This window comes from Shimia sp., assembly GCF_039969785.1.
Classification (GTDB): Bacteria; Pseudomonadota; Alphaproteobacteria; order Rhodobacterales; family Rhodobacteraceae; genus Shimia.
In genome coordinates, this window is sequence record NZ_JBDVNC010000016.1 from 57946 (window position 1) to 79562 (window position 21617).

The window sequence follows — 21617 nt, forward strand, 5'->3', positions numbered from 1 at the left end:
CCACGATCCCGTGAGATCGGTCACATATTCGGATAATTCGGCCCGTCGCCACCCTGTGGTGTGACCCATGTGATGTTCTGGCTTGGGTCTTTGATGTCACAGGTCTTGCAATGCACGCAGTTCTGGAAATTCACCACAAACCGGGCGTCTTTGCCCTCTTCCTCGACAACTTCATAAACCCCGGCCGGACAATACCGCTGTGCGGGTTCGCCGTATTTTGGCAGGTTCACACCAATCGGTACGTTTTCATCTGCCAGCTGCAAATGGCAAGGCTGGCTCTCTTCGTGATTGGTCATCGCAAACGACACATTGGTCAAACGGTCAAACGACAGCTTACCATCGGGCTTGGGATAATCGATCGGCTTGTGCTGATCCGCAGGTTCGGTGGCCTCGGCGTCGTTTTTGCCATGACCCAGCGTGCCAAACAGCGAAAAGCCCAAAGTATTGGTCCACATGTCCAGCCCGCCCAGAACCAGCGACGGCAGCAGGCCCCATTTTGACCACATCGGTTTAACGTTGCGCACTTTCTTCAGGTCAGCGCCAATGGCACCAGAACGCACGTCTTCCTCATAGGCGCTCAGCTCATCGCCGGACCGGTCCGCCTGGATCGCGTCAAACGCCGCTTCAGCAGCAGCCTTGCCTGACAACATGGCGTTGTGGTTGCCCTTGATGCGCGGCACGTTGACCATGCCCACCGCACAGCCCAGCAACGCCACACCGGGCGCAACCATCTTGGGCATCGACTGATATCCACCTTCGGTGATGGCGCGCGCGCCGTACGCCACGCGTTTGCCGCCTTTCAACAGGTCTGCCACCATCGGGTGATGCTTGAACCGCTGGAACTCCATATATGGGAACATATGCGGATTCTTGTAGTTCAGATGCACCACAAAACCGACATAAACCTGATTGTTTTCAAGGTGGTAAATGAACGACCCGCCGCCCGCGTTGGAATTCAGCGGCCAACCCATTGTGTGCGTGACAGAGCCCTCTTTGTGTTTGGCGGGGTCGATCTCCCAGATCTCCTTCATGCCAACACCAAATTTCTGAGGCTCTTTTCCGGCCTGCAGGTCGTATTTCGCGATCACTTCCTTGGACAGTGATCCGCGCACGCCTTCGGACAGGAACACGTACTTACCGTGCAATTCCATACCCGGCTCTGTGCCTTCGCCAATCGATCCGTCCGGCTCCAGCCCAAATACACCGGCAACCACGCCTTTGACTTCGCCTTTATCGCCAAAAACCAGCTCGGAACACGCCATACCGGGGAATATTTCCACGCCCAGCGCTTCGGCCTGTTCTGCCATCCAGCGGCACACATTGCCCATCGAGACGATATAGTTGCCGTGGTTGTTCATCAGCGGCGGCATCGGGAAATTGGGGATGCGCAATTCGCCGCCTTCACCCAACATGTAAAACTTGTCTTCCGTGACCGGCGTGTTCAGCGGCGCGCCTTTTTCCTTCCAGTCCGGGATCAGTGCGTCCAACCCGCTTGGGTCCAGGACGGCTCCCGACAAAATATGCGCGCCCACCTCCGAGCCTTTTTCCAGCACGACCACATTCAGGTCTGCGTCCAGCTGTTTCAGGCGGATTGCCGCGCTCAGACCTGCTGGTCCGGCCCCGACAATGACCACATCATATTCCATGGCTTCGCGTTCGATTTCCGACATAGGATTCCCTTCCCGCATCGCTGGCGTAATTATGTTTCGCATCTGCTATCGCGTTCTTGAACAAAACGTCAATCAGAACCCGACGACATTTGCGGACAAATCAGGTGTTCGCGCTAGCATTTGACATATTTACGCTTGCAAACCGACCCGTCTCTTGCTTTTGAAAGACGGCTCGGGGCACTCTGCCTTGGAAACAGATTAACGATCCGCTGCGCCTTTGCAACGCGGCCCACCACCAACGGGACCCAACCCATGGAAAAACTACCAATGACCCGCGCCGGGTACACGGCGCTTGAGGCAGAATTGAAGCAGCTGAAATCGGTTGAACGCCCCGCGATCATCGAAGCGATTGCAACGGCGCGCGAACTTGGCGACCTCAAGGAAAACGCGGAATACCATTCCGCCCGCGAAAAGCAGGGATTCATCGAAGGCCGCGTCAAAGAGCTGGAAGCCGTGATTTCGCTGGCCGAGGTGATCGACCCCAAATCGCTGTCCGGCACCATCAAATTTGGCGCGACAGTCACGCTGGTTGACGAAGACACTGACGAAGAAAAGACATGGCAGATCGTTGGCGAACACGAAGCCAATGTCGAAGCCGGGTTGTTGAACATCAAATCCCCCATCGCCCGCGCGCTGATTGGCAAAGACGAAGGCGACAGCGTCGAAGTGCGCACGCCGGGTGGCGGCAAAAGCTACGAAGTCCTCACTATCTCATTTGTGTAACCCGTAACGGTTCAGGCTCTATTTCGCATGACGGACGACAACGACAGCAAGCCCACCCCGCTGGGCATCTATGACAAGACGGAACAGCCAAAAGTCACCGGTATCGAGGTGATCGCGGTTGCGCTCAGCTTTGTCTGGCTTGCGGGCACGGTGGTGTTCTTTCTTGTGCTGAAACCCGGCACCGGCGGCGAGGTCGACAATCTGCGATTTATGATGACGCTGCTGGCGATCTTCATGCCGGTGGCAATGATTTGGGTTGCGGCCACTGCCGCGCGCTCCTCTCGGGTGATGCGCGAAGAAAGTGCGCGCCTTCAGGCCGCCATCGATGCCATGCGGCGCACCTATGTGGCGCAGTCTCAGGGTTCCGTGCAAACAGGCCAGATCGAACCCTCTGTGGCCAAAAAGCTTGACGAGATTGCCGCGGCCACGCGCAAAACCGAAACCGCGCTGGCGACATTTTCCAGCTCGCGTGATCACGACACAGGCATTCGCAAAACGCCCGAACCCGAACCCGCCCCGGCGGACGCGGCCGATCAGGGCACGCTGGCACTTGGCACCCCGGCCGAAGAATTGTCGCCGCCCCTGCCGCGCAATGATTTCATCCGTGCGCTGAACTTCCCGGAGACCGCCGAAGACAAAGAAGGCTTTAACGCGCTGCGCAAAGCACTGCGCGACCGTCAGGCCTCGGCGCTTATTCAGGCCAGCCAGGATGTGCTGACCCTGCTCAGCCAGGACGGCATTTATATGGACGATCTGCGCCCCGATCTGGCGCGCCCGGAAATCTGGCGCCGGTTTGCCACCGGAGAACGTGGCCGCGCGATTGCTGCGCTGGGCGGCATCCGCGACCGGTCGTCACTGGCGCTGGCGGCAGGCCGAATGAAGCAAGACCCGATCTTTCGCGACGCCACCCACCATTTCCTGCGTCGCTTTGACAAAAGCTTTGCCGAATTCGAAGAAACCGCCACAGATTCCGAAATCGCAGACCTCGCCGACACCCGCACCTCCCGCGCCTTCATGCTGCTGGGCCGCGTGGCAGGGATTTTTGACTAACTTCTGCGGATTGGCGCCGCCCGCAAACAGACCCTTCACGCGACAAAACAGCCAGATCTCGATGTCTGAAATACAGGACAATTTGCTCTTTCTCTGCTGCTGCGCCTGTGTGCCCTGGAGCGTGCGGCTCTCATATAGCAAGCGCGTTCCGAGGCGCATTGGCCGTCAGGCCAATTCTGTGAGGGTCATTTTCAGGCGACAGCGAGACGAGCGCGGCTTTGGTTGAGGCGGTAGCTTTCACCGTTCATCTCAAGGATGTTGACGTGATGCGTCAGCCGGTCCAGCAGGGCACCGGTGAGGCGCTCAGTGCCGAAGGTTTCGGTCCATTCCTCGAAGGGCAGGTTCGATGTGATCAGGGTTGAGCTGCGTTCGTAGCGCTGCGAGATCAATTCGAAGAGCAGCTTGGCGCCGGTCTTGCTCAGCGGCACGAAGCCCAACTCGTCGATGATCAGCAGCTTGACCTTGGCCAGTTTGCGCTGGAGCTGCAGGAGGCGCTTTTCATCGCGGGCTTCCATCATCTCGTGCACGAGGGCCGCGGCGGTCACGAAGGCGACCGGCAATCCTTTCTGGCAGGCAGCCAGACCCAGCCCGAGGGCGACATGGGTTTTGCCGCCTTGATCCGCGGTTCCACCATGCGCCGCTCCCGGTCGATCAGTTCCAGCTCGCTCAGCCGGGCCAAGTAACGCACGTGATCCACGCCTTCAGCGGCACAGATACGCGCCTGCTTGTCATACTCGCGCAGGAAAGTGGGCAGGCGCAGGGTCTTGAGGTGATGCACGAGCAGCAGTTCCGGAGCGTTCATCATGCCTCCCTCCCTGCCAGCAGGCTCATGTAGGACGCGGCAGAGGTGGTGGCGATATTGGTCCTGGGCAGGAAGGGATAGACATCCAGGTCCAGCCTCGGCGGTCGCCGCTCCACCCGGCACAGGACAAGGTGCTTGATCGCGTCAAAGCTGATCGCCTGCATCCGCAAGGCATCCCTGATTGCCAGGTTCAACACTTCCAACTCGAAGCGCTCCAGAAGGCGCAGAATCTGAACAAACTCCCGCTTTCCGGCCTTGCCCTGCCGGGCTTCCAGCAATCTCTGGATGTGGCGAAGGCTTCTGGCAGTTCCCGGTTCTGCAGGGGCGCTACCTGATCGAAAGCCATGATCTTGCGCTCGATCAGGCGCAGATAATGCACCGGATCATACACCATGTCGCCCGTGTCGTAGGATCGGGGATGACCGGCGACCACCTCGGCGGCGCAGCCGATGACAACACGGGTCACGAAGCCCTTGATCCAGACCTGCGGTGGCCATAGGCGACCGGCACCGAGTAATCGTTGCCACGGTAGCGCACCATGGACGTCGACGTGACCTGGCTGCTTTGCAGGTCGCAGGCCTCGAAGGGAGCGCCGGGCAAGCCCCGCATCGCCGCCAGGTCAGCTTGCAGCCGTTCGCGGATGCTGGCCTTGCGCCCACGCAGAACACCGTCCTGCCGCTTGCAGCATTGCTCTTCCAGATAATCGTTGAACGCATCCCAGTCCGGGAATGCCCCGACAGGCACCATGAAGTTCCGCCGCGCATAACCAACTAGACCCTCGACCTTGCCTTCATCGTTACCCTTGCCGGGACGGCCATAGCGATCCCGGATCACATAATGCGACAGCATCGCGCTGAACCGCGGTGTCCGCTGTCGGGCGCCGTCCGGCATGATCCTGGCAACCAGGCATCGGTCATTGTCATACAGGATCGACTGTGGCACCGCGCCGAAGAATGCGAAGCCATGCACATGCCCGTCAAGCCACGCCTCGGTGGTCGCGGCGGGACAGGCCTGATCATAGCACGCATCGCTGTGCGGCAGATCAAGGGCAAAGAAGTGCGCTTTCCGCTCGACACACCCGATCACGACAAGCGCTTCACCAAAATCCGCATGCGCATGCCCCGCCGGATGCGACAGAGGCACGAACATCTCCTTGCCGGAGCGCTTCCTGACACGCACATAGTCTTTTACAATCGTGTATCCGCCAGCAAAGCCGCACTCATCGCGCAACCGCTCAAAGATACGCTTTGCGGTGTGGCGCTGTTTGCGTGGCCGGGCCTTGTCTTCGGCAAGCCATTGGTCGATCTGGCCGGTGAACGCATCCAGCTTCGGGCGCCTGATCGGTGCCGTCCCCCGATACCCGGGCGGCTCCGAATAGGCCAGCATCTTCGCAACACTGTCCCGGCTGATGCCAAAATCCCGGGCAATCCGGCGTCCGCTCAAACCATCCTGAAAATGAGCCCGACGCACCTTCAAATACAAATCCACGGTGAATATTCCCAAGCCCTCCCAAAAACCGAAAGGGCAAAAGTGGCCGACTTTTACGCCGCCCGCGACCGCACAATGCCGCCGCTACCGTGGCCGAGTATTGCTCCGACGTTTACACCCTTTCGAAACAGTTTGATTTTCGGCATGTTTGGCGGTCCCGTCGGTGTAACCGACGGGACCTAAACGTCTTACCGATACCCAGAGGATCTTTCGGGCAAAGACTTGCATCTCTACACGTTGATGCCCGCGCACATGATCGATCTTTTCGACATTAGAGAACTGCAATCAGGCGAGCTGGCCCCACCATTCAATTTCACCAAGGGCGCCCCAACTCTGAGGATGAAGCTTGATCCGAAGAACACGCAAGTGGGTCAGGACGGCGACACGTTGGAAGATTGCGAAACCACGCTTTACGACATCGCCGCAGACCCTCGTCAGGATTCTCCACTGAAAGACGCTGCCGTGGAAACGCGTCTAGAGGCAGAGATCGCCTATCATTTCGCGATGCATGATGCACCGCCCGAGCTATTTACACATTTCGATCTTGTGCACCAGATGTCGCGCTGGCGGGAGAGTAATTCGCAACCAATTCCAAAATCTATGGGAGGAAAAACATGGAACTTTTCGGAACACTCAAAGGCACACTTCTGGCGGGGGCCGTCGTGGCGGCGTCCACCACCGCAGCGCTCGCGGAATTCCCTGAGCGTAATATTGAGATCATTCACCCCTGGGGCCCTGGCAATGCTATGGCGATGAGCCAAGTTGTTGCCAAGGCCATGGGCGAAGAGCTGGGTACGGACATGCCTGTAATCTCGCTGCCAGGTGCGGCTGGCACCAAGGCGCAGACGACGGCTATGGGAAAACCTGCGGATGGATATACCGTCTTTGAAGGCTATGTTACTCCGCTGGTTCTGCAACCGATCCTGGGCAATGCCGACTGGAATTTCAAAGACTTCAAACCGCTTAGCGCCGCCGTTGCGAACGCATTTGCCATTGCAGGTCAAGTAGATGAGGGCCGGTGGTCTAGTTTCGAAGAGATGATGGCCTAATGCAAAGAAAACCGTGGTGAATCGCGCTATTCCTAGGGGTCGCGGAACAATCTGCCGCATATGGTGATCGCAAAGGCGCTGCAATCCTATGACTGCGTGGCGCAGAACGTGCCCTACACACAGGACGGAAATGTCTTCAAAGACTTCGGATCGAAGGTGCTGGACTTTGCCTTTGTCAACGTGGGCAACTTTCGATCTAACCCTGACAAGGTAAAAATCCTTCTGGTTCTGTCCGAACTTGAAAGCTCGAAGAAGGCCTTTCACGGCGCGCCTACCTTTGGCGAACTTGGCATCGATCTTGGGCTTTCGAATCTCGGACCGATGGGCTGGACAGGGCCGCGCGTCCGATGCCATCGGCATTGCCATCACCAGTTCGGCTATTGGCGGTTTAATTGGCGGCGTTGTATTGGTCTTTTGTGCCCCGATCTTGGCCAGCTTTGTTGCGAACTTTGCGCCCCCCGAATATGCGATGCTGGCAATCATGGGGCTGTTTGCAATCGTCGTGATCTCGGGCGAGTCCATCATAAAGGGCCTTCTGGCGGGAAGTTTTGGTCTGCTTCTTGCGACGGTAGGAACAGACTCTTTCTCGACGGGCCTTCGATTCACCTTCGGATCGAACAATCTGTTGAACGGGTTCCATATTGTGGCCGTCGTCGTCGGTTTGTTCGCGATCTCTGAGCATGAAGCACTACGTCAACTTGATGCGGTCCTCGGCCATCGGCACATTCTTTGGCGCCATCCCTGGAGCAGGCGGCGTCATCAGTTCCTTTACCAGCTATGCGATGGCCAAAGCGGCGGCCAAGCCGGGCGAAAACTACGGCGAAGGCGCAGAGGGCGGGGTCGTTGCAACAGAAGCCGCGAACAATGCCACGGTATCGGTACGCTGGTGCCGACACTGTCCCTCGGAATTCCGGGAGACGCTTCCTCGGCCATGCTTCTGGGCGCGCTCCTCATTCTGGGATTTATACCCGGACCGGCCATGTTCGAAAACAACGCGGACGTCGTTGGCGGAATATTCATGATGTATCTTGCGTCAAACGTCTTCCTGCTCGTCGCAGGTATCCTTGCGACCCCGATCTTCGTCTATGTCTTTCGCATCCCAAAAGTTTATCTGATCCCAAGTATTTTGTTGCTCTGTTCAATCGGCACCTTCGCGCTTCAGGCGTCAGTATTCGATTTACAAGTTATGTTGGTTTTCGGGTTAATTGGCATTCTCTTTCGAGCAGCCGGCTACCCGCTGGCACCCGTTGTCATTGGCATGATCCTTGGCCCAATTCTTGAGGCCAACCTGCGCCGCTCATTGTTGATCTCTCGCGACGGGTATTGGATATTTTTGGACCGTCCGGTCTCGGCAACACTGGTGATCATCAATGTGCTGCTATTGGCTGCAATGGTCTATCTCATCATGAAACGGGTGCGCGAAGCTAAACAAAGCGAACTGTCAAAAGCGATAGTCTCGGACGAATAGCAGACTTAGATCGTGCCTCAATGCGAGTGTGATTTGGCAACGATCCATGTCGTTTCTAGTTCGGCCTTGATTGTTTCAGCCTACCGCAAATTAGCGAGCATCGCGCAAGTTTAGGCGCTGCGCAGCATTTGACACTTTGAGCTCGCTGCGGACATTCTAGGCATCTTAAATTGTGGCGTGTTCCTCAGACCGTCCAAAACAACACCTAGATTCGCGTGACGCCATTCATGATCTCCTGATCCGTTTTGCCGAAGCCGAAGCAACCGCCACCGAGTTCAAAGCTTATTCTGCCTGGAAAACCGGGGGTGATCGCTATTACAGACATCCCTGCCGGCCAAGGAATGTCATGTGTACCAAGACCGTCCGAAAATTTGCTGATCCTATAAAGGCAGGTCGCGTATAGTGCCGTAATTGGCACCATAAGCACCTCAACCAGCGTGGTTGAAAACAGCGCGGCGATGGTGTTGACGACAACGAAAAAAAACAAGAACCATTTGAGCCAATCAACCAGCTTGGTGATCGCGGGCAAAGTGATGAATTTCCCCGCAACACCACCCGTGGCCATCAGCAAAAGGTTCAGCGCCACGGCCAATAATTCCAGGGGCAGAAACGTCGCGTCGGTCAAACGCCCGCCCCAAAACGATATCTCGCGGAAGAATTTGTGCAATGATCGGGCCGTGAAATATCAGGAAAATCGCAGGCCGGATGACCAGGAGTCTGGATGTCATTTGAAGGCTAAGTCTTCCGATGACCATATCGAAAGTTTTTATACCAAAACCCAGCTCTTGCCACTGTCACTACTGCACAGACCCTGCCCAACATTGCCCGCCCAAAGGCACTAACTACCAGCGCGAGTGGCTTCTCTCAAGCGCCACACAGCCGCGCCATTGCCCCCTAATTGTCCCAAACTCTCTGGCAGTCTTCGAGAACCCTTTGGAAGGGCTCAGCGACCAAATCTTCGTCAAGCGCTCCGGCACACAAAAATTTAACGTCGGGCATTTTGGACGTCGCCTTAAACAACGAACACCCGCATGCGCCGCAAAACGAAATCCCAACCGTGTTGCCTGCGTCCGAAACCGTCTCATAGGTCTTGACCTTGCCATGAGCGACAAACTTTTCAGACGGAACCGCGACCTGAGGAAGGTGACCGCCGCCGGAAATCTGCTGGCAGTCGCGGCAATGGCACTGAATTGCGAACTTTGGTTGCTTGATGAAGTCGAAAGTCGATGCACCGCAAAGACATTGCCCCGTCATTTTCTCTGCCATTTGAATTTCCTTTGCCCTAAACCTGCAAGCCCCGAACATACACAGACTTCCAAGCTCCTAAAAGAATGGTAGGTTTGCGCTCAACGCAGTAACGTTGATGCCTTTGCCAAATGCCCGAGTGGAACACATACAATGATTGCCTATGTCACCGTCGGAGCCGATGATCTGTCCCGCGCGAAACGGTTCTACTCGGCTTTCCTGCCAACCCTTGATTACGGGCTTAAGGAGGGCCCGGAAGGGCTAAGTTACGTCCTGCCCGTGCCCTCTGGTCAGGTTCCGGTTTCTCCGGACTTCTACGTAAAACCGACCTTCGATGGCGGTCCGGCGACGGCTGGGAACGGGGCTATGGTTGCATTTCAGGCGCGAAACCAAAAACAGGTGCGTGACCTGCACGCCGCCGCACTTGCCGCTGGTGGCTCAAACGAGGGCCAGCCGGGGTTCCGCGCTTCATATGGGCCGCAATTTTATGTTGGCTACCTGCGCGACCCGCAAGGCAACAAGATCGCGCTGTTTTCTGACAATCCAGACGAACCCGGACGCGATGGCTCGTCCTGACCGCCACAACTAAAGATATCGTTTGATTTGAAGCGACAGCTTGTCCTTCAAAAACTGTGTCGTAATTTCCGGGAACACCTTCTTTGCGACCAACACAAGAACTTGGATGCCGATAAATCGCAGGAAACCAACGAAAAGCGGCCCATCAAAGCCCAAAACAGCGTTCCAAATCCTAGCTCTCATACGCCGCTGTCATGCGGGCCAAGGCATCTGCAGGCCAAACGTCTTCGAATTTGTAACCCTCATCAAAAACCGGAATGTCGGAACTCAGCGGCACCCAGGGTTGTTTGCTTGACGTAAATATCTGGACATCGGGCGGACAGCTTGCGGGATCATCCAATGTCCCGACGCGCACATAGGTCAGCTTGCCCAAACGCACCATGTACCTGCTCACCACGGCCGTACCGCAATCGGCACATCTGGTCACAATCTGACCTTTGCCGCTGGGCGTAGAGAGCGTGTGTTCGGTTCTGTTGCCTTTCAATTGAACCCGATCCGTTTCTACAATCGCATTCAGAACATAGGCCGACCCGGTTTGCTTTTGGCATTCAAGGCAATGACAACAATGCACAATCATCGGTGCGCCGTGCATTTCATAGGTCAGTTGACCACACCCACATGCACCTGAATATGTCTTTGCTGTCCCGGTCATATCTATCCCCTATCAGCTTTCCTGCGCGCTCAAACCAGACGACCGCGCTTCGTCAGAACCATAACACGGATTTCGATCAGCGATGATCTCAATCCATTTTCGAAACAGAAACGCATCCTGAACGCCGGTCAGACATTGAAACCTTCAGGCGCGGGATGGATCGGGCATTTGTTGGGTTGCGCAATGAATACCACCCCCCAATTCGCCCAGCGTATCCACGTTTAGCATCACAATTTCACGCCCCGGGTAATGTCTGGACAGCGCATCCCGCGCGATCTGGTCCGTCTTGCGATCCCCGAACGCGGCGGCAATCACGGCACCGTTGCACACATAGTAGTTGGCATAAGACGCCACGAAATCCAGGTCTTTGACACGGCGATAATGCGGCTCAGGAATGACCTCAACTTTCAACCCCGCCGCAACCAGCTGGTCGTGCGTGTCCAACGCCGCAATGTGAAAAGGATCGGTCATGTCGGGATCATCTGGCAAATTAACCAACACACGTCCCTGTCCGGTAAACCGCGCAAGGCTGTCGATGTGGTAATCCGTAATATCCTCGTCCCAAACGCCGTCTGACCAGATCATGCGCTCAGCACCATAGGCTTCCAGAAGTTTCCCTTCAACCACGTCTCGTGTCTTCCCGGGATTGCGATTGTCGTTCACCCAGGAACTTTCATGCGCCATCAAAAGCCCATGCCCATCCTGTTCCACGCCGCCTGCTTCGCCTTGCAACCCCGACGGCAACACCGGCAGGCCAAGCCGCTCTGCAACCCGCCCCGCGATCCGGGCATCGCGCCGGTGAACCTGTTTTTTGCCCCACCCGTTGAACTGGATTTGACGCACCGCCAGATCACCCTCGGCGTTCACAGCAAAGATCGGCCCCGCGTCCCGGCACCACAAATCTTCGGTCGGAACGTCCCACAGTTCCACAGCACCAAACAGCTTGCGTTTGGCCCCGGCATGATCCGCGCGCGCCGCCAGCATTGTAACCGGTTCAAACTCTGAAATGGTGTTGGCGATGTCTGCGATGGTGTCCTGCGTCATGCTTAGGAAAACGGCGTCCCGATAGACCTGGCGGTTCACCGGCCATTGCATAAATGTGCGCTGGTGCGGGCTCTCTTCTGCCGGGACAAAGAAACCGTCTGTCGCCGCCCAGGAACGTCCCGAAATACCCGCCATAGCCCACGCCCCTCCGGCCATCCAAAAATCTCGTCGTCGCATCTCCTGAATTCCTGATTTCCAGTTTGAGCCTAGGCCAGATCGACGTCATTTCCAACATTTGACCAGGCAAGGTCGCGCTTCCCCTAAAGAGCATTCGGACAATCGAGCCAAATTGACGCCGACGCAATACCGACCAAATACCGACGCTTTGCCGATGCATGAAATTCGGTCTTACTCAGCCCCTTAGCGCCGCAACGGAATCACACGCCAAACGCGCCATAAGGATAGAATTTCACCGGCGTGCCCGGCGTCACATCCACGGCCTCGTCAGGCAGCTCCACCAGCCCTTCGGCCCAGCTCAGCCCGCTGATCCGACCTGACCCTTCCGAAGCGAACACTTCGGCTTTGCCATCGCGCAACCGGGCCCGCAGATATTCGCGTCGCCCCGGCTTCTTGGACTTGGAAAATCCCGCCGGAACAGTCAGCGCTTGTGCGATACGCCAGCCTTCTCCGGCCAGTAACCCCATGGCGGGCCTTGCAAAAACCAGGGCACAGACCAGCGCGGCAACCGGGTTTCCCGGCAGGCCAAACACGGGCTTGCCGCCCCAAATCCCCAACGCCAGCGGGCGCCCCGGCTTGATCGCAATGCGCCACAGCGCCATCGCACCGGTCTCGTTCAGCAATGCCGACAGATGGTCCTCATCCCCCGCCGACGCGCCACCCGATGTCAGGATCAGATCCGCCTGATCCGCCGCCCGGTCAAGAAAGGCGCTCAGGTCCGCCCGGTCATCCGGCGCGCGTCCCATGTCCACCGGCACAAATCCAAACCGCCGGATCAAGCCCAGCAACATGGGCCGGTTGGCATCATAAATCTGATCCGCCCGCGCGACATCTCCGGCCTCGGCCAGCTCATCCCCGGTTGAAACAACCGCAACCCTAAGACGTTGAAATACATCTACTTCTTTGTGACCCGTCGCCGCCAAAAGGGCCAGATCAGCGGGCGTGACCCGCCGCCCTGCTGACAGGATTATTTCGTCCTTGTCGACATCCTCGCCCGCCTTGCGCGTGTTGGCACCTTTTTTCAGAGGCCCGTGAAATGCAATCGCAGCGCCGTCCGTGGTGACATCTTCTTGCAGGATGACTGTATCAACCCCGTCGGGCAATGCCGCCCCGGTCAGCACCCGCACCGCATGCCCTGCGGGCAACACGCCTTCAAACGGATCACCCGCCGCCGACCGCCCCTGAACCAGTGGCAGCGTTTGCGGACCCTCTGCAATATCGACATGGCGCATGCCATACCCGTCCACAGCCGTGTTGGGCAAAGGCGGATTGGCGCGCAGGGCCCGCACATCCTGTGCCAGAACCCGATCCAACGCCGTATCCAAAGCCACGCTTTCCTGCCCCACAAACGGACGCAAACGCGCGCGAATGTTCTCAAGCGCATCGTCAACTGGCGTCCAGTGGGCCCCCGCAGGCAAGGCAAAGCAATCATTTGTCAAAGGCGGCGGTTGCAGCGGTTCTGAAGCGGCGCGCATCAGCGTGTCCTCGTGTCCAAGTCCCAAAATCCAGCCCTCTTCGGGGGCATCCACGTCCAACATCTCTGCCAACGCGTCCGGATGCAATTGCGAAAGCGCGCGCGCCACCAATCTGACCTGCGCTGCATCCCGTAATTCACCGGTCTGTTCTGCTATCTTCACAATCGGATTGATCAGCCCCGGCCAGATTTCCACAAAAGCCACCGGTGTCGTCAAAGGCTGAAACGGCCACACCGCCACCTGCCCGTGAAACCGCTGTCTCAGCCGCGCCAACACCGGCAATCCCATTAAAACCTGACTGCCCACTGCCCCGGCACCCGCCAGTTGCCAGCAGGTAAATGCACCCTTGGCAGCCTGCTCCACCGCGCGGCGTTCCGGGAAAGGACAATGGTAGCCATCCTTGCGCCGCGCCAGTCCAGCAATGTCGCGCTTAAGCCCATTGCCCCAGAACGGGCCGCGCCCCCCAAAGCGCTGATTGATCTCTGCCGCCAGATCAAACCGGTTATTGGCCTTGGGCGCATCCTGAATACGCGATGCAATCCAATCCCAAAGCTCCAGCGGATCACCCCCCCCGGTCAACGCGCGACAAAATCCCATTGGGTAGCCAAAGGGAAAATCAAATCCCAGAAACAGGCGCCGCCCAGCCGCCAGTTCCTCAGCTATCAGGGCTTCCAGCCATAATTCTGCAACCTGACGATTGCGCAGATAAACAGGGGCAATCGAATGGCCCTGCCGGACGACTCCAACCCAGATCGCATCTTTCTTAGGCGTTGGTCCCCGGTCATTTCCGCCGGACCAATCCACCATGACAAATGTGTCAAACGTGCTCAAAGCCCGACGTCTTGCAGGATGAAATCCGCAATTGCTGCGGTGTCATTCAGATCAAACACAGGCCGATCCATGCTCAGCGGGATGTCCGAAGCGATGGCGCGGATGCTGTCATCGCCCGGTGCGATCAACGCATTGCCCGGTTCTGCGCGGTGGGCCTCCACCTTGGGGTGGGTTTCACGTTTATACCCCTCGACCAGCACCAGATCGACCGGTTCCAGCTTGCTCAGCAAAACGTCCAGCGGCGGTTCAGCGGCGCCGCGCATTTCATGCATCAAGGCCCAGCGGGTTCCCGACGCCAGCAACACCTCGCGTGCGCCTGCACTACGATGGCGATGGCTGTCTTTGCCCGGCTGATCCACGTCAAAGCTGTGATGGGCGTGTTTCACCGTCGACACGCTGAAACCCCGCCCGGAAATCTCGGCCACCAACCGCTCCATCAGGCCGGTTTTGCCCGCGTTTTTCCACCCGGTCACTCCGTAAATGCGCATATTTCAGCCCCCTGTTGCCATGATCCGAGCCTGTTCCAGATCCTCGGGAGTGTTCACATTAAAGAACGGGTCCCCCGCATCCGTATCAAATTCGGCCAACCGTCCGTCATGTGGATCGCTCCACAGCACAACTTTGCGCAATCCTGCTTGCAACGCGGCGCGCAGATCGTCGCGCAGCGCCACCGGCCAGATGCCAAAGGTCGGATGGCGGATTAGGCCAGACCGCGACATCGATTTGGTCGCGTCACCGGCTTTGCGCGGCGTCGCGGCCAGCGCAAGGCGGTGTGTCATCCCTTCGGTCGCCAGCAACATACGCGGCACCAGATCGCAGGGAAAGAACGGGGTGTCCGCCGCGGCCGTCACGATGGTCTCTGCGCCTTGCTCTGCGGCCCAGTCCAACCCGGCCAGAACGCCTGCCAAAGGGCCTGCATAGCCGTCGATCCCATCCGGCAATACCGGCAATCCCAGATCGGCAAACCGCGTCGCATCGCCATTGGCATTGAGCGCCAAAGCCCCAACCTGCGGCTCCAGCCGGTCGATCACATGGGACAGGATCGTCTTATTGCCCAGCGTCAGCCGCCCCTTGTCGCCGCCGCCCATACGCGTGGCCTGTCCCCCGGCCAGAATAACCCCCAATGGCTGTTTCATGAGGGCGCTCCCTTGCGGCGGCTTTTGCGGTCTTCTTCGGCAACCTGCGCCGGGTCGACATCGCGCACCAACCGCTCTTCGCCGCTCAGACACACAAACCGTCGCCCACGCATGCGTCCGACAACTGTCAGTCCAACCTGACGCGCGATTTCCACGCCCCATGCGGTAAACCCGGATCGTGACGCCAGCACCGGAATACCCATCAGCGCGGTTTTGATTACCATTTCCGAGGTCAGCCGCCCGGTTGTGTACAGGATTTTGTCCTGCGGACTTGTGCCCGTGTCAAACATCCACCCTGCAATCTTGTCGACCGCGTTATGGCGCCCGACATCTTCCATATAGACCAGCGGACGGTTGTCCTGACACAAAACCGACCCATGAATCGCCCCTGCCTCAAGATAAAGCGACGGGGTGCGATTTATCTTGTGTGCCAGCGCATAAAGGTCAGACGTGCGCACCGGGGTTTGCGGCAGGCGCACATCCTCTAACCCTTCCATCATGTCGCCAAACACTGTGCCGACGGCACAGCCCGACGTGCGGGTCTTTTTCTTCAGCTTTTCTTCATGGCTGGTCTGGCTCAGCGTGCGCACAACAACCACTTCAAGCTCTTCGTCGTATTCGACCCCGGTCACAGTTTCATCCGCCGCCAGCATGCCCTGATTGCGCAGGAACCCCAGCGCCAGATATTCGGGATAATCGCCAATTGTCATCGCCGTCACGATTTCCTGACTGTTCAGGTAGATCGTCAGCGGACGCTCTTCGACAACCGAGATGTCCACCGCCTGCCCGTCATGGTCAAACCCGCTGACACTGCGCGTCAATCGGGGTGCGCCCGGATCAGGGGCAATCAGATAGTCTGACAATTCATCAAGGCTCGACACGATGCGCGCTCCGCTGGTTGGATGTTCCTGCGAAATTACGCATGTTGCCGGGGTTTTGCCACAACCGAATGGTCGCGCGACGCGACCAGTTCACAATATCGGCGCGCCGCATTGCAACTGGTGCGTCACCGCGCTACGCCTTTGACACTTGGGCTACGAACAGGGCGCCTTGATGTCTTCCGTTTTTGATAATTCTGCATTCTTGCGCGGCATGCGTGATGGCGCACCGTTTCTTTTGGTGGTGTGGCCGTTTGGCCTGTTGTTTGGGGTTGTTGCCACCGAAGGCGGGTTGTCGGTCTTTGAGATTTTGTCATTCACAATTGTGGTTTTTGCCGGTGCGGCCCAGTTCACCGCCCTGCAGCTGATGTCGGAAAATGCGCCAACCATTGTGATCATCGCCTCCGCGCTGGCCGTCAATCTGCGCATGGCCATGTATTCCGCGTCCCTGACCCCGCACCTGGGGGGATTGCCATTCCGGCACCGTGCATTTGCAGCCTTTTTGCTGGTGGATCAGAACTATGCGCTCAGCTCTGTAAAATATGAACAATCCCCGGATATGACGCTGGCCCAGAAATATGGCTATTTTGTCGGCAACGTGTCACTGGTGGCGCCCAGCTGGGTGATCGCCTCCATTGTCGGGGCCTTGATCGGCAAAACAATTCCCCCGGAACTTGCGTTGGACTTTGCGCTGCCGATTACCTTTATCGCCATGATCGGACCGATGCTGCGCACCGGAGCACATATGGTCGCGGCCTTTGTGTCCGTGGCTTGCGCGCTGATCTTTGCGGCTGTGCCTTACAATCTTGGCCTGATCATCGCCGGGATTGCCGGGATGATGGCAGGTGCTCAGGCAGAGCTTTGGTTTGAGAAAAGGCGCCTGTCATGACAGATACAATGACGCTCTGGATCATGATCATCACGCTTGGCATTGGCAGCTTTTCGCTGCGTTTCCTATTCCTTGGGCTGGTTGGAGATCGAACGTTGCCGCCTTGGGTGCTTCGGCATCTGCGCTATACGGCAGTCGCAATCCTGCCCGCACTGGTGGCCCCGCTGGTGATCTGGCCCGCCGCAAATGACGGCGCACCGGAACCGGCGCGTATTGCGGCGGCGTGTGTCACAATGGTGATTGGATATTGGACGAAAAACGTGCTGCTCGGCATTGTCTGCGGTGCAGTCACGCTGTTTCTCGGGCTTTATGTCATCGGCTGATCCCAGCCAAAAAAGCGTTCAGTTGGTACGCTTGTTCGCCAGCTCATATTCCGGAACAAATGCTTCCAGAACCTTGGATTTATCGTCGCTGTCATTCTCGTAAAGGCGATCATAACTCGCGCCTTTCTCAGCGAAATATTCAGACAGCTTGACCGGATAATACGATGTTGGCGCGTCCTCAAACCCCGGAAGGCTGGCGATCAGCGCAGAGGTGGTATAGGCGCATTTCGCCTCTTGCACCGGGCCAAGCGTCTTGGACTTCATCAATGCCATTTCAGCAACCTGCGCGCTGACCGGAATGGTCTGCACCACAACGTGATACGTCTCGCGCGCATGATACCGGGTGTATTGATCAACCAAATACGGAGTCATGCCATACACAACGTCATTTTTCGCGGTGATGCCTTCAGCGCGAAAGGAGCCTGCCGGATCAAACGCCACGCGTTCGCTGCCATTGATCATCAAGGATGTATGCGCACCCGATCCCGCCGAGTTCGAAATCATGGTGTACAACGTCAGGCTGGGTGGCCCGGAATGCACATAACGCGCCCGGGCAACTTCTGCGTCAGGGGAATTTGTTTCAGGCGGGTTGCGTACCGCGCAAGCCGAAAGCGACGCCATAACCAGCAACGCCACACACAGGCGCATCACAGTTTTCATAAGACATCCCGCCCGTATCAGGTCAGCTGTTAACCAGCGCCATAAAGATCAGAATGCCGATTGAAACGCAGGCAACCCAAGTTGACACTTTGATAAAGCCTTCAAACGTTTTTTCCTGAACTTCGATGTCCATCGAACCGTGTTTATGTTCCGCCATGTTCGCGTTCCTTCAATGTCTTTTTTTGCTGGATAACGTATTCATCCGGGCCTGTCACCACGTCATTGCGGCGCAGGCGATCAGGTTTTCGACAGATCCTGAGCCAACCGGAACCCGATCCGGGTTGGTTCGCCCTCGTCCACCTGACGTGGCAAAGCCCGCAGCATAACACTTAGCTGGGTAACGTGTTGTACAAGCTGGGTTTTGATCCCGTTTGAGTCAGATCCGTAAAACGTCACCATGTCCGGATCAAAGAAACCCATACCCTCGATCCGCAAGACACCGGCATTGCCGCCAGTGAACCCCATCGCAACCTCGTGTTCATTGTCCAACTGGGATTCGAAGTTCTGAATATACAGGATCAGGCGCTCATAGGCCCATTCCGCAGCGCTCTTTTCCTTGACCGGCGTGTTGGCCACACTGTCAGGCACGGCACAGGGCGCGACGTTTGGATCGGCATGCACTTCGTGTCGGCGCGGCATGGCCGCCGCCTCGGCAATCTCGGCGGTGGTTTTGATCTCTTCGTTCATCGGCAAAGCGCCCCTTTAATCAAGCCTCTGCCACACCCACGCCCCATCCGGGCGCAGCGTGCGGCTGACTTCTCCAACATGGTAAAGGTGGTTGAGATGAGCAAGGGCTTCGACCAACGCCAGCCCATAAGCGCCCTTGTCGATGTTGCGTTTGAACAACGGCAGGAAACACTCGCCCGCGGTGCGCGGCGTATCCAGATGTTCCTGCAACCGGGCCAAGGCGCCGTGGTGATTGTCGATCAACTGGCGCATCCGGTGCGGCGCGCCGGTAAAAGGCAGCTTATGTCCACCCAGAACAAGCTGGTCCGGTCGGGCAAACAACGCAAGCCGTTCGCAGCTTTCCAACCAGTCCGCCACCGGGTCAGCCTCGGGCTCGGTGGCATAAACACCAATATTTGAACTGATCGACGGCAATATCTGGTCACCAGACAGCACCAAATTATCATCTCGGCTCCAGAACGTCGCGTGTTCAGGCGCATGGCCATTGCCGATATGCACATCCCAATCCCGCCCGCCAATACGCACAACATCGTTTTGTTTGATGCGGCGAAATCCCAACGGCATTGGCGCGACGACATCGGCAAAGTTGAACGGGCGCTCGCTTTTGCGCTCGTTGAAAATCTCTTCGTCCATGCCGCATTTACGATAGAAATCCAGCGTTTCCTGACGTGGCACCGCCTGTTCATCCAGTTGCAGCATGCGCGCGAACAACCACGCCGTGCGTGTGGTCCACAGCTCAGCGCCAAAATCTTGCTGAAACCAGCCCGCCAACCCTACATGATCGGGGTGATGATGGGTCACAATCACACGCGACACCGGTTTGCCGCCCAGCGGTCCATCCATCAGGGTCTGCCAGATCGCCCGGCTTCGTTTGCTGTCAAAACCGGTGTCGATCACCGTCCAGCTGTCACCCTCGTCCAGCGCATAGATGTTGACGTGATCCAGCGCCATCGGCAGCGGCAGACGCATCCACAAAACACCGTCCGCCACCTCAATGGCTTCGCCTTCACCCGGAGGCGTCTCCCACGGGTAACGAATACCACCCGTCCCTTTCGCCATCACGCGGCGCCCAATTCTTCGGGGGTTAAGGCATAGAGGTCATCCGCACCCTGAACCGCATGCGCCAGCAACCCGGTATGTTCGGGCAACAGGCGTTTGATATAGAACTGCGCCAATATGCTGCGCGGGCCCGTGCCGCCTTCGGCAATTGCTGCGCGCAAATGGAAATATCCACCCAGAACGCGGGCAAACCCCCGTAAAAACGGCACCGAGCCGGCAAAGCGGTCATTCATGTTGTCCTGCGTCACCATCCATTCGGTGGCCTCGCGAAGTGTCTCGGTGGCCTGCCACAGCGGTTCTGCCAGATCCGGCATAGTGGCGCGCACCGATTCGGCGCGGTCTTCGATCTCATCCAAAAGCGCATAGGCGGCCTCGCCCCCGTCCATCAGCTTGCGCCCGACAAGGTCCATCGACTGAATGCCATTGGTGCCTTCGTAAATCGCTGTCACCCGCACATCACGCGCATATTGCGCCGCGCCGGTTTCTTCGATGAAGCCCATGCCGCCATGCACCTGCACCCCCATTTCCGCAACGGCAATGCCGGTATCCGTGCCAAAGGCCTTGGCAATCGGGGTCAGAAACGCCGCCCGCGCGGCCCAGTCTTTTTCCGCTGTTGCGGTGGACATATCGATGGCCACAGCACAGGCCATTTCAATGGCGCGGGCCGCGAAAATGTCAGCCTTCATCGTCGCCAGCATGCGCCGCACATCCGCATGATCCACAATTGTGCCGCTGCCGCCTTCAACCGGCGTACGCCCCTGTTTACGCTCCATCGCATAGCCCAGCGCATGCTGAAAGGCCCCTTCGGCGACGCCAATGCCCTGACCGCCCACACCCAGACGCGCGTTGTTCATCATTGTGAACATGGCGCGCATGCCGCCATTTTCCGCACCAATCATCCAACCGGTTGCGCCGTCATATTCCATCACCGCCGTTGGGCTGCCATGCAGGCCCAGCTTGTGCTCAAGGCTGACCACCTTAAGGCTGTTGGCCACGCCGGGCGCGCCGTTTTCATCCGGCAGAAATTTCGGCACCAGAAACAGGCTGATGCCTTTTGTACCCGGCGCTCCGTCAGGCAGACGCGCCAAAACCAGATGGCAGATGTTTTGGGTGAAATCATTGTCACCCCAGCTGATGAATATCTTCTGTCCCGACACCGCATACGTGCCATCCCCGTTGGACACTGCTTTGGAACGCAAGGCCCCTACATCCGACCCCGCCGCAGGTTCGGTCAGGTTCATCGTCCCGGCCCATTCGCCGGTGATCAGCCTGGGCAGATACAGCGCCTTGATCTCGTCGCTGGCATGATGTTCCAGCGCCTCGATCTGGCCTTGCGTCATCAGCGGATTCAACTGCAATGACAGACAGGCCGCGCTCATCATCTCGTTCACCGCCATGGTGATCGAATGGGGCAAGCCCATACCGCCATATTCCGGGTCCGCGCTGGTCGAAATCCAGCCGCCCTCGGCCACTTTGGCATAGGCTTCGGCATATCCCGGCGACGTGCGCACCACGCCGTTCTCCAACACAGCACCCTGCAGATCGCCATTGCGCTGCACCGGATACAGCACCTCTTCGCACATGCGCCCGGCCTCTGACAAAATCGCCTCGGTCACGTCTTTGTCGGCGTCGGCAAAACGGTCCGTCGCCGTCACCTGAGCAAAATCGACAACATAGTCGAACAGGAACTGAAAGTCAGTCACGGGGGCGCGAAAGGGCATGACAATCTCCAATT

At 57.8% G+C, this 21617-nt stretch carries 20 protein-coding genes and 4 pseudogenes; 8 read left to right on the forward strand and 16 right to left on the reverse strand.

Annotation, left to right across the window (positions count from 1 at the left end; all coding sequences use genetic code 11):
* Positions 1–20: 20 nt before the first annotated feature.
* Positions 21–1670 carry an electron transfer flavoprotein-ubiquinone oxidoreductase gene (locus ABJI08_RS06910; RefSeq protein WP_348401089.1) on the reverse strand — a complete coding sequence of 550 codons (1650 nt, stop codon included), beginning with the start codon at positions 1668–1670 and terminating at the stop codon, positions 21–23.
* Positions 1671–1922: 252 nt separating this feature from the next.
* On the opposite strand from ABJI08_RS06910, the gene greA reads away from it, so the two are divergent.
* Together greA and ABJI08_RS06920 are read left to right on the forward strand one after the other, a co-directional pair.
* Entirely contained in the window at positions 1923–2393 is a 471-nt protein-coding gene (gene greA / locus ABJI08_RS06915) for a transcription elongation factor GreA (protein ID WP_348401090.1), read from the forward strand.
* Between the two features lie 27 nt (positions 2394–2420).
* Positions 2421–3443 (forward strand): hypothetical protein, encoded by a 1023-nt coding sequence (locus ABJI08_RS06920; protein WP_348401091.1) that lies wholly within the window; start codon positions 2421–2423, stop codon positions 3441–3443.
* A gap of 191 nt (positions 3444–3634) precedes the next feature.
* On the opposite strand, the pseudogene ABJI08_RS06925 reads toward ABJI08_RS06920, so the two are convergent.
* A pseudogene (locus ABJI08_RS06925) lies at positions 3635–4248 on the reverse strand (ATP-binding protein).
* Positions 4245–5733, reverse strand: a pseudogene (istA, locus tag ABJI08_RS06930) (IS21 family transposase). Before istA ends, ABJI08_RS06925 begins: the two co-directional pseudogenes overlap by 4 nt.
* 614 nt (positions 5734–6347) lie before the next feature.
* Between istA and ABJI08_RS06935 the strand changes: the two are divergent.
* The 3 genes and pseudogenes from ABJI08_RS06935 to ABJI08_RS06945 all read left to right on the forward strand — a co-directional run bounded on the left by ABJI08_RS06935 (position 6348) and on the right by ABJI08_RS06945 (position 8250).
* A complete protein-coding gene (locus tag ABJI08_RS06935) occupies positions 6348–6782 on the forward strand; it encodes a hypothetical protein (protein WP_348401092.1) in 435 nt (144 codons plus the stop codon).
* A 298-nt stretch (positions 6783–7080) separates the two neighbouring features.
* A pseudogene (locus tag ABJI08_RS06940) lies at positions 7081–7401 on the forward strand (tripartite tricarboxylate transporter permease); the annotation flags it as partial.
* An 82-nt stretch (positions 7402–7483) separates the two neighbouring features.
* A pseudogene (locus tag ABJI08_RS06945) lies at positions 7484–8250 on the forward strand (tripartite tricarboxylate transporter permease).
* A gap of 205 nt (positions 8251–8455) precedes the next feature.
* On the opposite strand, the gene ABJI08_RS06950 reads toward ABJI08_RS06945, so the two are convergent.
* Positions 8456–8836 carry a hypothetical protein gene (locus ABJI08_RS06950; RefSeq protein ID WP_348401093.1) on the reverse strand — a complete coding sequence of 127 codons (381 nt, stop codon included), beginning with the start codon at positions 8834–8836 and terminating at the stop codon, positions 8456–8458.
* A gap of 308 nt (positions 8837–9144) precedes the next feature.
* Complete coding sequence (locus ABJI08_RS06955; RefSeq protein ID WP_348401094.1) at positions 9145–9516, reverse strand: GFA family protein; 372 nt, start codon at positions 9514–9516, stop codon at positions 9145–9147.
* 132 nt (positions 9517–9648) lie between these two features.
* On the opposite strand from ABJI08_RS06955, the gene ABJI08_RS06960 reads away from it, so the two are divergent.
* Entirely contained in the window at positions 9649–10071 is a 423-nt protein-coding gene (locus tag ABJI08_RS06960; RefSeq protein ID WP_348401095.1) for a VOC family protein, read from the forward strand.
* A 172-nt stretch (positions 10072–10243) separates the two neighbouring features.
* On the opposite strand, the gene ABJI08_RS06965 is transcribed toward ABJI08_RS06960, so the two are convergent.
* The 6 genes from ABJI08_RS06965 to ABJI08_RS06990 form a co-directional block, all read right to left on the reverse strand.
* Positions 10244–10723 carry a GFA family protein gene (locus ABJI08_RS06965; RefSeq protein ID WP_348401096.1) on the reverse strand — a complete coding sequence of 160 codons (480 nt, stop codon included), beginning with the start codon at positions 10721–10723 and terminating at the stop codon, positions 10244–10246.
* 144 nt (positions 10724–10867) lie between these two features.
* Positions 10868–11944 (reverse strand): agmatine deiminase family protein, encoded by a 1077-nt coding sequence (locus ABJI08_RS06970; protein ID WP_348401097.1) that lies wholly within the window; start codon positions 11942–11944, stop codon positions 10868–10870.
* 200 nt (positions 11945–12144) lie between these two features.
* Entirely contained in the window at positions 12145–14250 is a 2106-nt protein-coding gene (glp, locus tag ABJI08_RS06975; RefSeq protein WP_348401098.1) for a gephyrin-like molybdotransferase Glp, read from the reverse strand.
* Positions 14247–14738, reverse strand: a complete 492-nt coding sequence (gene mobB / locus ABJI08_RS06980) for a molybdopterin-guanine dinucleotide biosynthesis protein B (RefSeq protein WP_348401099.1) — start codon at positions 14736–14738, stop codon at positions 14247–14249. The genes glp and mobB overlap by 4 nt, the downstream gene beginning before the upstream one ends.
* 3 nt (positions 14739–14741) lie before the next feature.
* Positions 14742–15386 (reverse strand): molybdenum cofactor guanylyltransferase MobA, encoded by a 645-nt coding sequence (gene mobA / locus ABJI08_RS06985; protein WP_348401100.1) that lies wholly within the window; start codon positions 15384–15386, stop codon positions 14742–14744.
* The gene (locus ABJI08_RS06990) at positions 15383–16267 is read right to left on the reverse strand and encodes a formate dehydrogenase accessory sulfurtransferase FdhD (RefSeq protein ID WP_348401101.1); all 885 of its coding nucleotides are present in this window, start codon (positions 16265–16267) and stop codon (positions 15383–15385) included. The genes mobA and ABJI08_RS06990 overlap by 4 nt, the downstream gene beginning before the upstream one ends.
* A gap of 172 nt (positions 16268–16439) precedes the next feature.
* On the opposite strand from ABJI08_RS06990, the gene ABJI08_RS06995 reads away from it, so the two are divergent.
* A complete protein-coding gene (locus ABJI08_RS06995; protein WP_348401102.1) occupies positions 16440–17153 on the forward strand; it encodes an AzlC family ABC transporter permease in 714 nt (237 codons plus the stop codon).
* The gene (locus tag ABJI08_RS07000) at positions 17150–17476 is read left to right on the forward strand and encodes an AzlD domain-containing protein (RefSeq protein ID WP_348401103.1); all 327 of its coding nucleotides are present in this window, start codon (positions 17150–17152) and stop codon (positions 17474–17476) included. The genes ABJI08_RS06995 and ABJI08_RS07000 overlap by 4 nt, the downstream gene beginning before the upstream one ends.
* An 18-nt stretch (positions 17477–17494) precedes the next feature.
* Here the strand turns inward: ABJI08_RS07000 and ABJI08_RS07005 are convergent, their stop codons facing one another.
* The 5 genes from ABJI08_RS07005 to ABJI08_RS07025 all read right to left on the reverse strand — a co-directional run bounded on the left by ABJI08_RS07005 (position 17495) and on the right by ABJI08_RS07025 (position 21603).
* Positions 17495–18136: a hypothetical protein gene (locus ABJI08_RS07005; RefSeq protein ID WP_348401104.1), complete on the reverse strand. Its 642-nt coding sequence runs from the start codon at positions 18134–18136 to the stop codon at positions 17495–17497.
* Positions 18137–18158: 22 nt separating this feature from the next.
* Positions 18159–18293: an aa3-type cytochrome c oxidase subunit IV gene (locus tag ABJI08_RS07010; RefSeq protein WP_348401105.1), complete on the reverse strand. Its 135-nt coding sequence runs from the start codon at positions 18291–18293 to the stop codon at positions 18159–18161.
* Between the two features lie 80 nt (positions 18294–18373).
* Complete coding sequence (locus ABJI08_RS07015) at positions 18374–18823, reverse strand: DUF6173 family protein (RefSeq protein ID WP_348401106.1); 450 nt, start codon at positions 18821–18823, stop codon at positions 18374–18376.
* A gap of 15 nt (positions 18824–18838) precedes the next feature.
* Positions 18839–19882: an MBL fold metallo-hydrolase gene (locus ABJI08_RS07020; RefSeq protein WP_348401107.1), complete on the reverse strand. Its 1044-nt coding sequence runs from the start codon at positions 19880–19882 to the stop codon at positions 18839–18841.
* Positions 19882–21603: an acyl-CoA dehydrogenase gene (locus ABJI08_RS07025; RefSeq protein WP_348401108.1), complete on the reverse strand. Its 1722-nt coding sequence runs from the start codon at positions 21601–21603 to the stop codon at positions 19882–19884. The genes ABJI08_RS07020 and ABJI08_RS07025 overlap by 1 nt, the downstream gene beginning before the upstream one ends.
* Between the last annotated feature and the right edge of the window lie 14 nt (positions 21604–21617).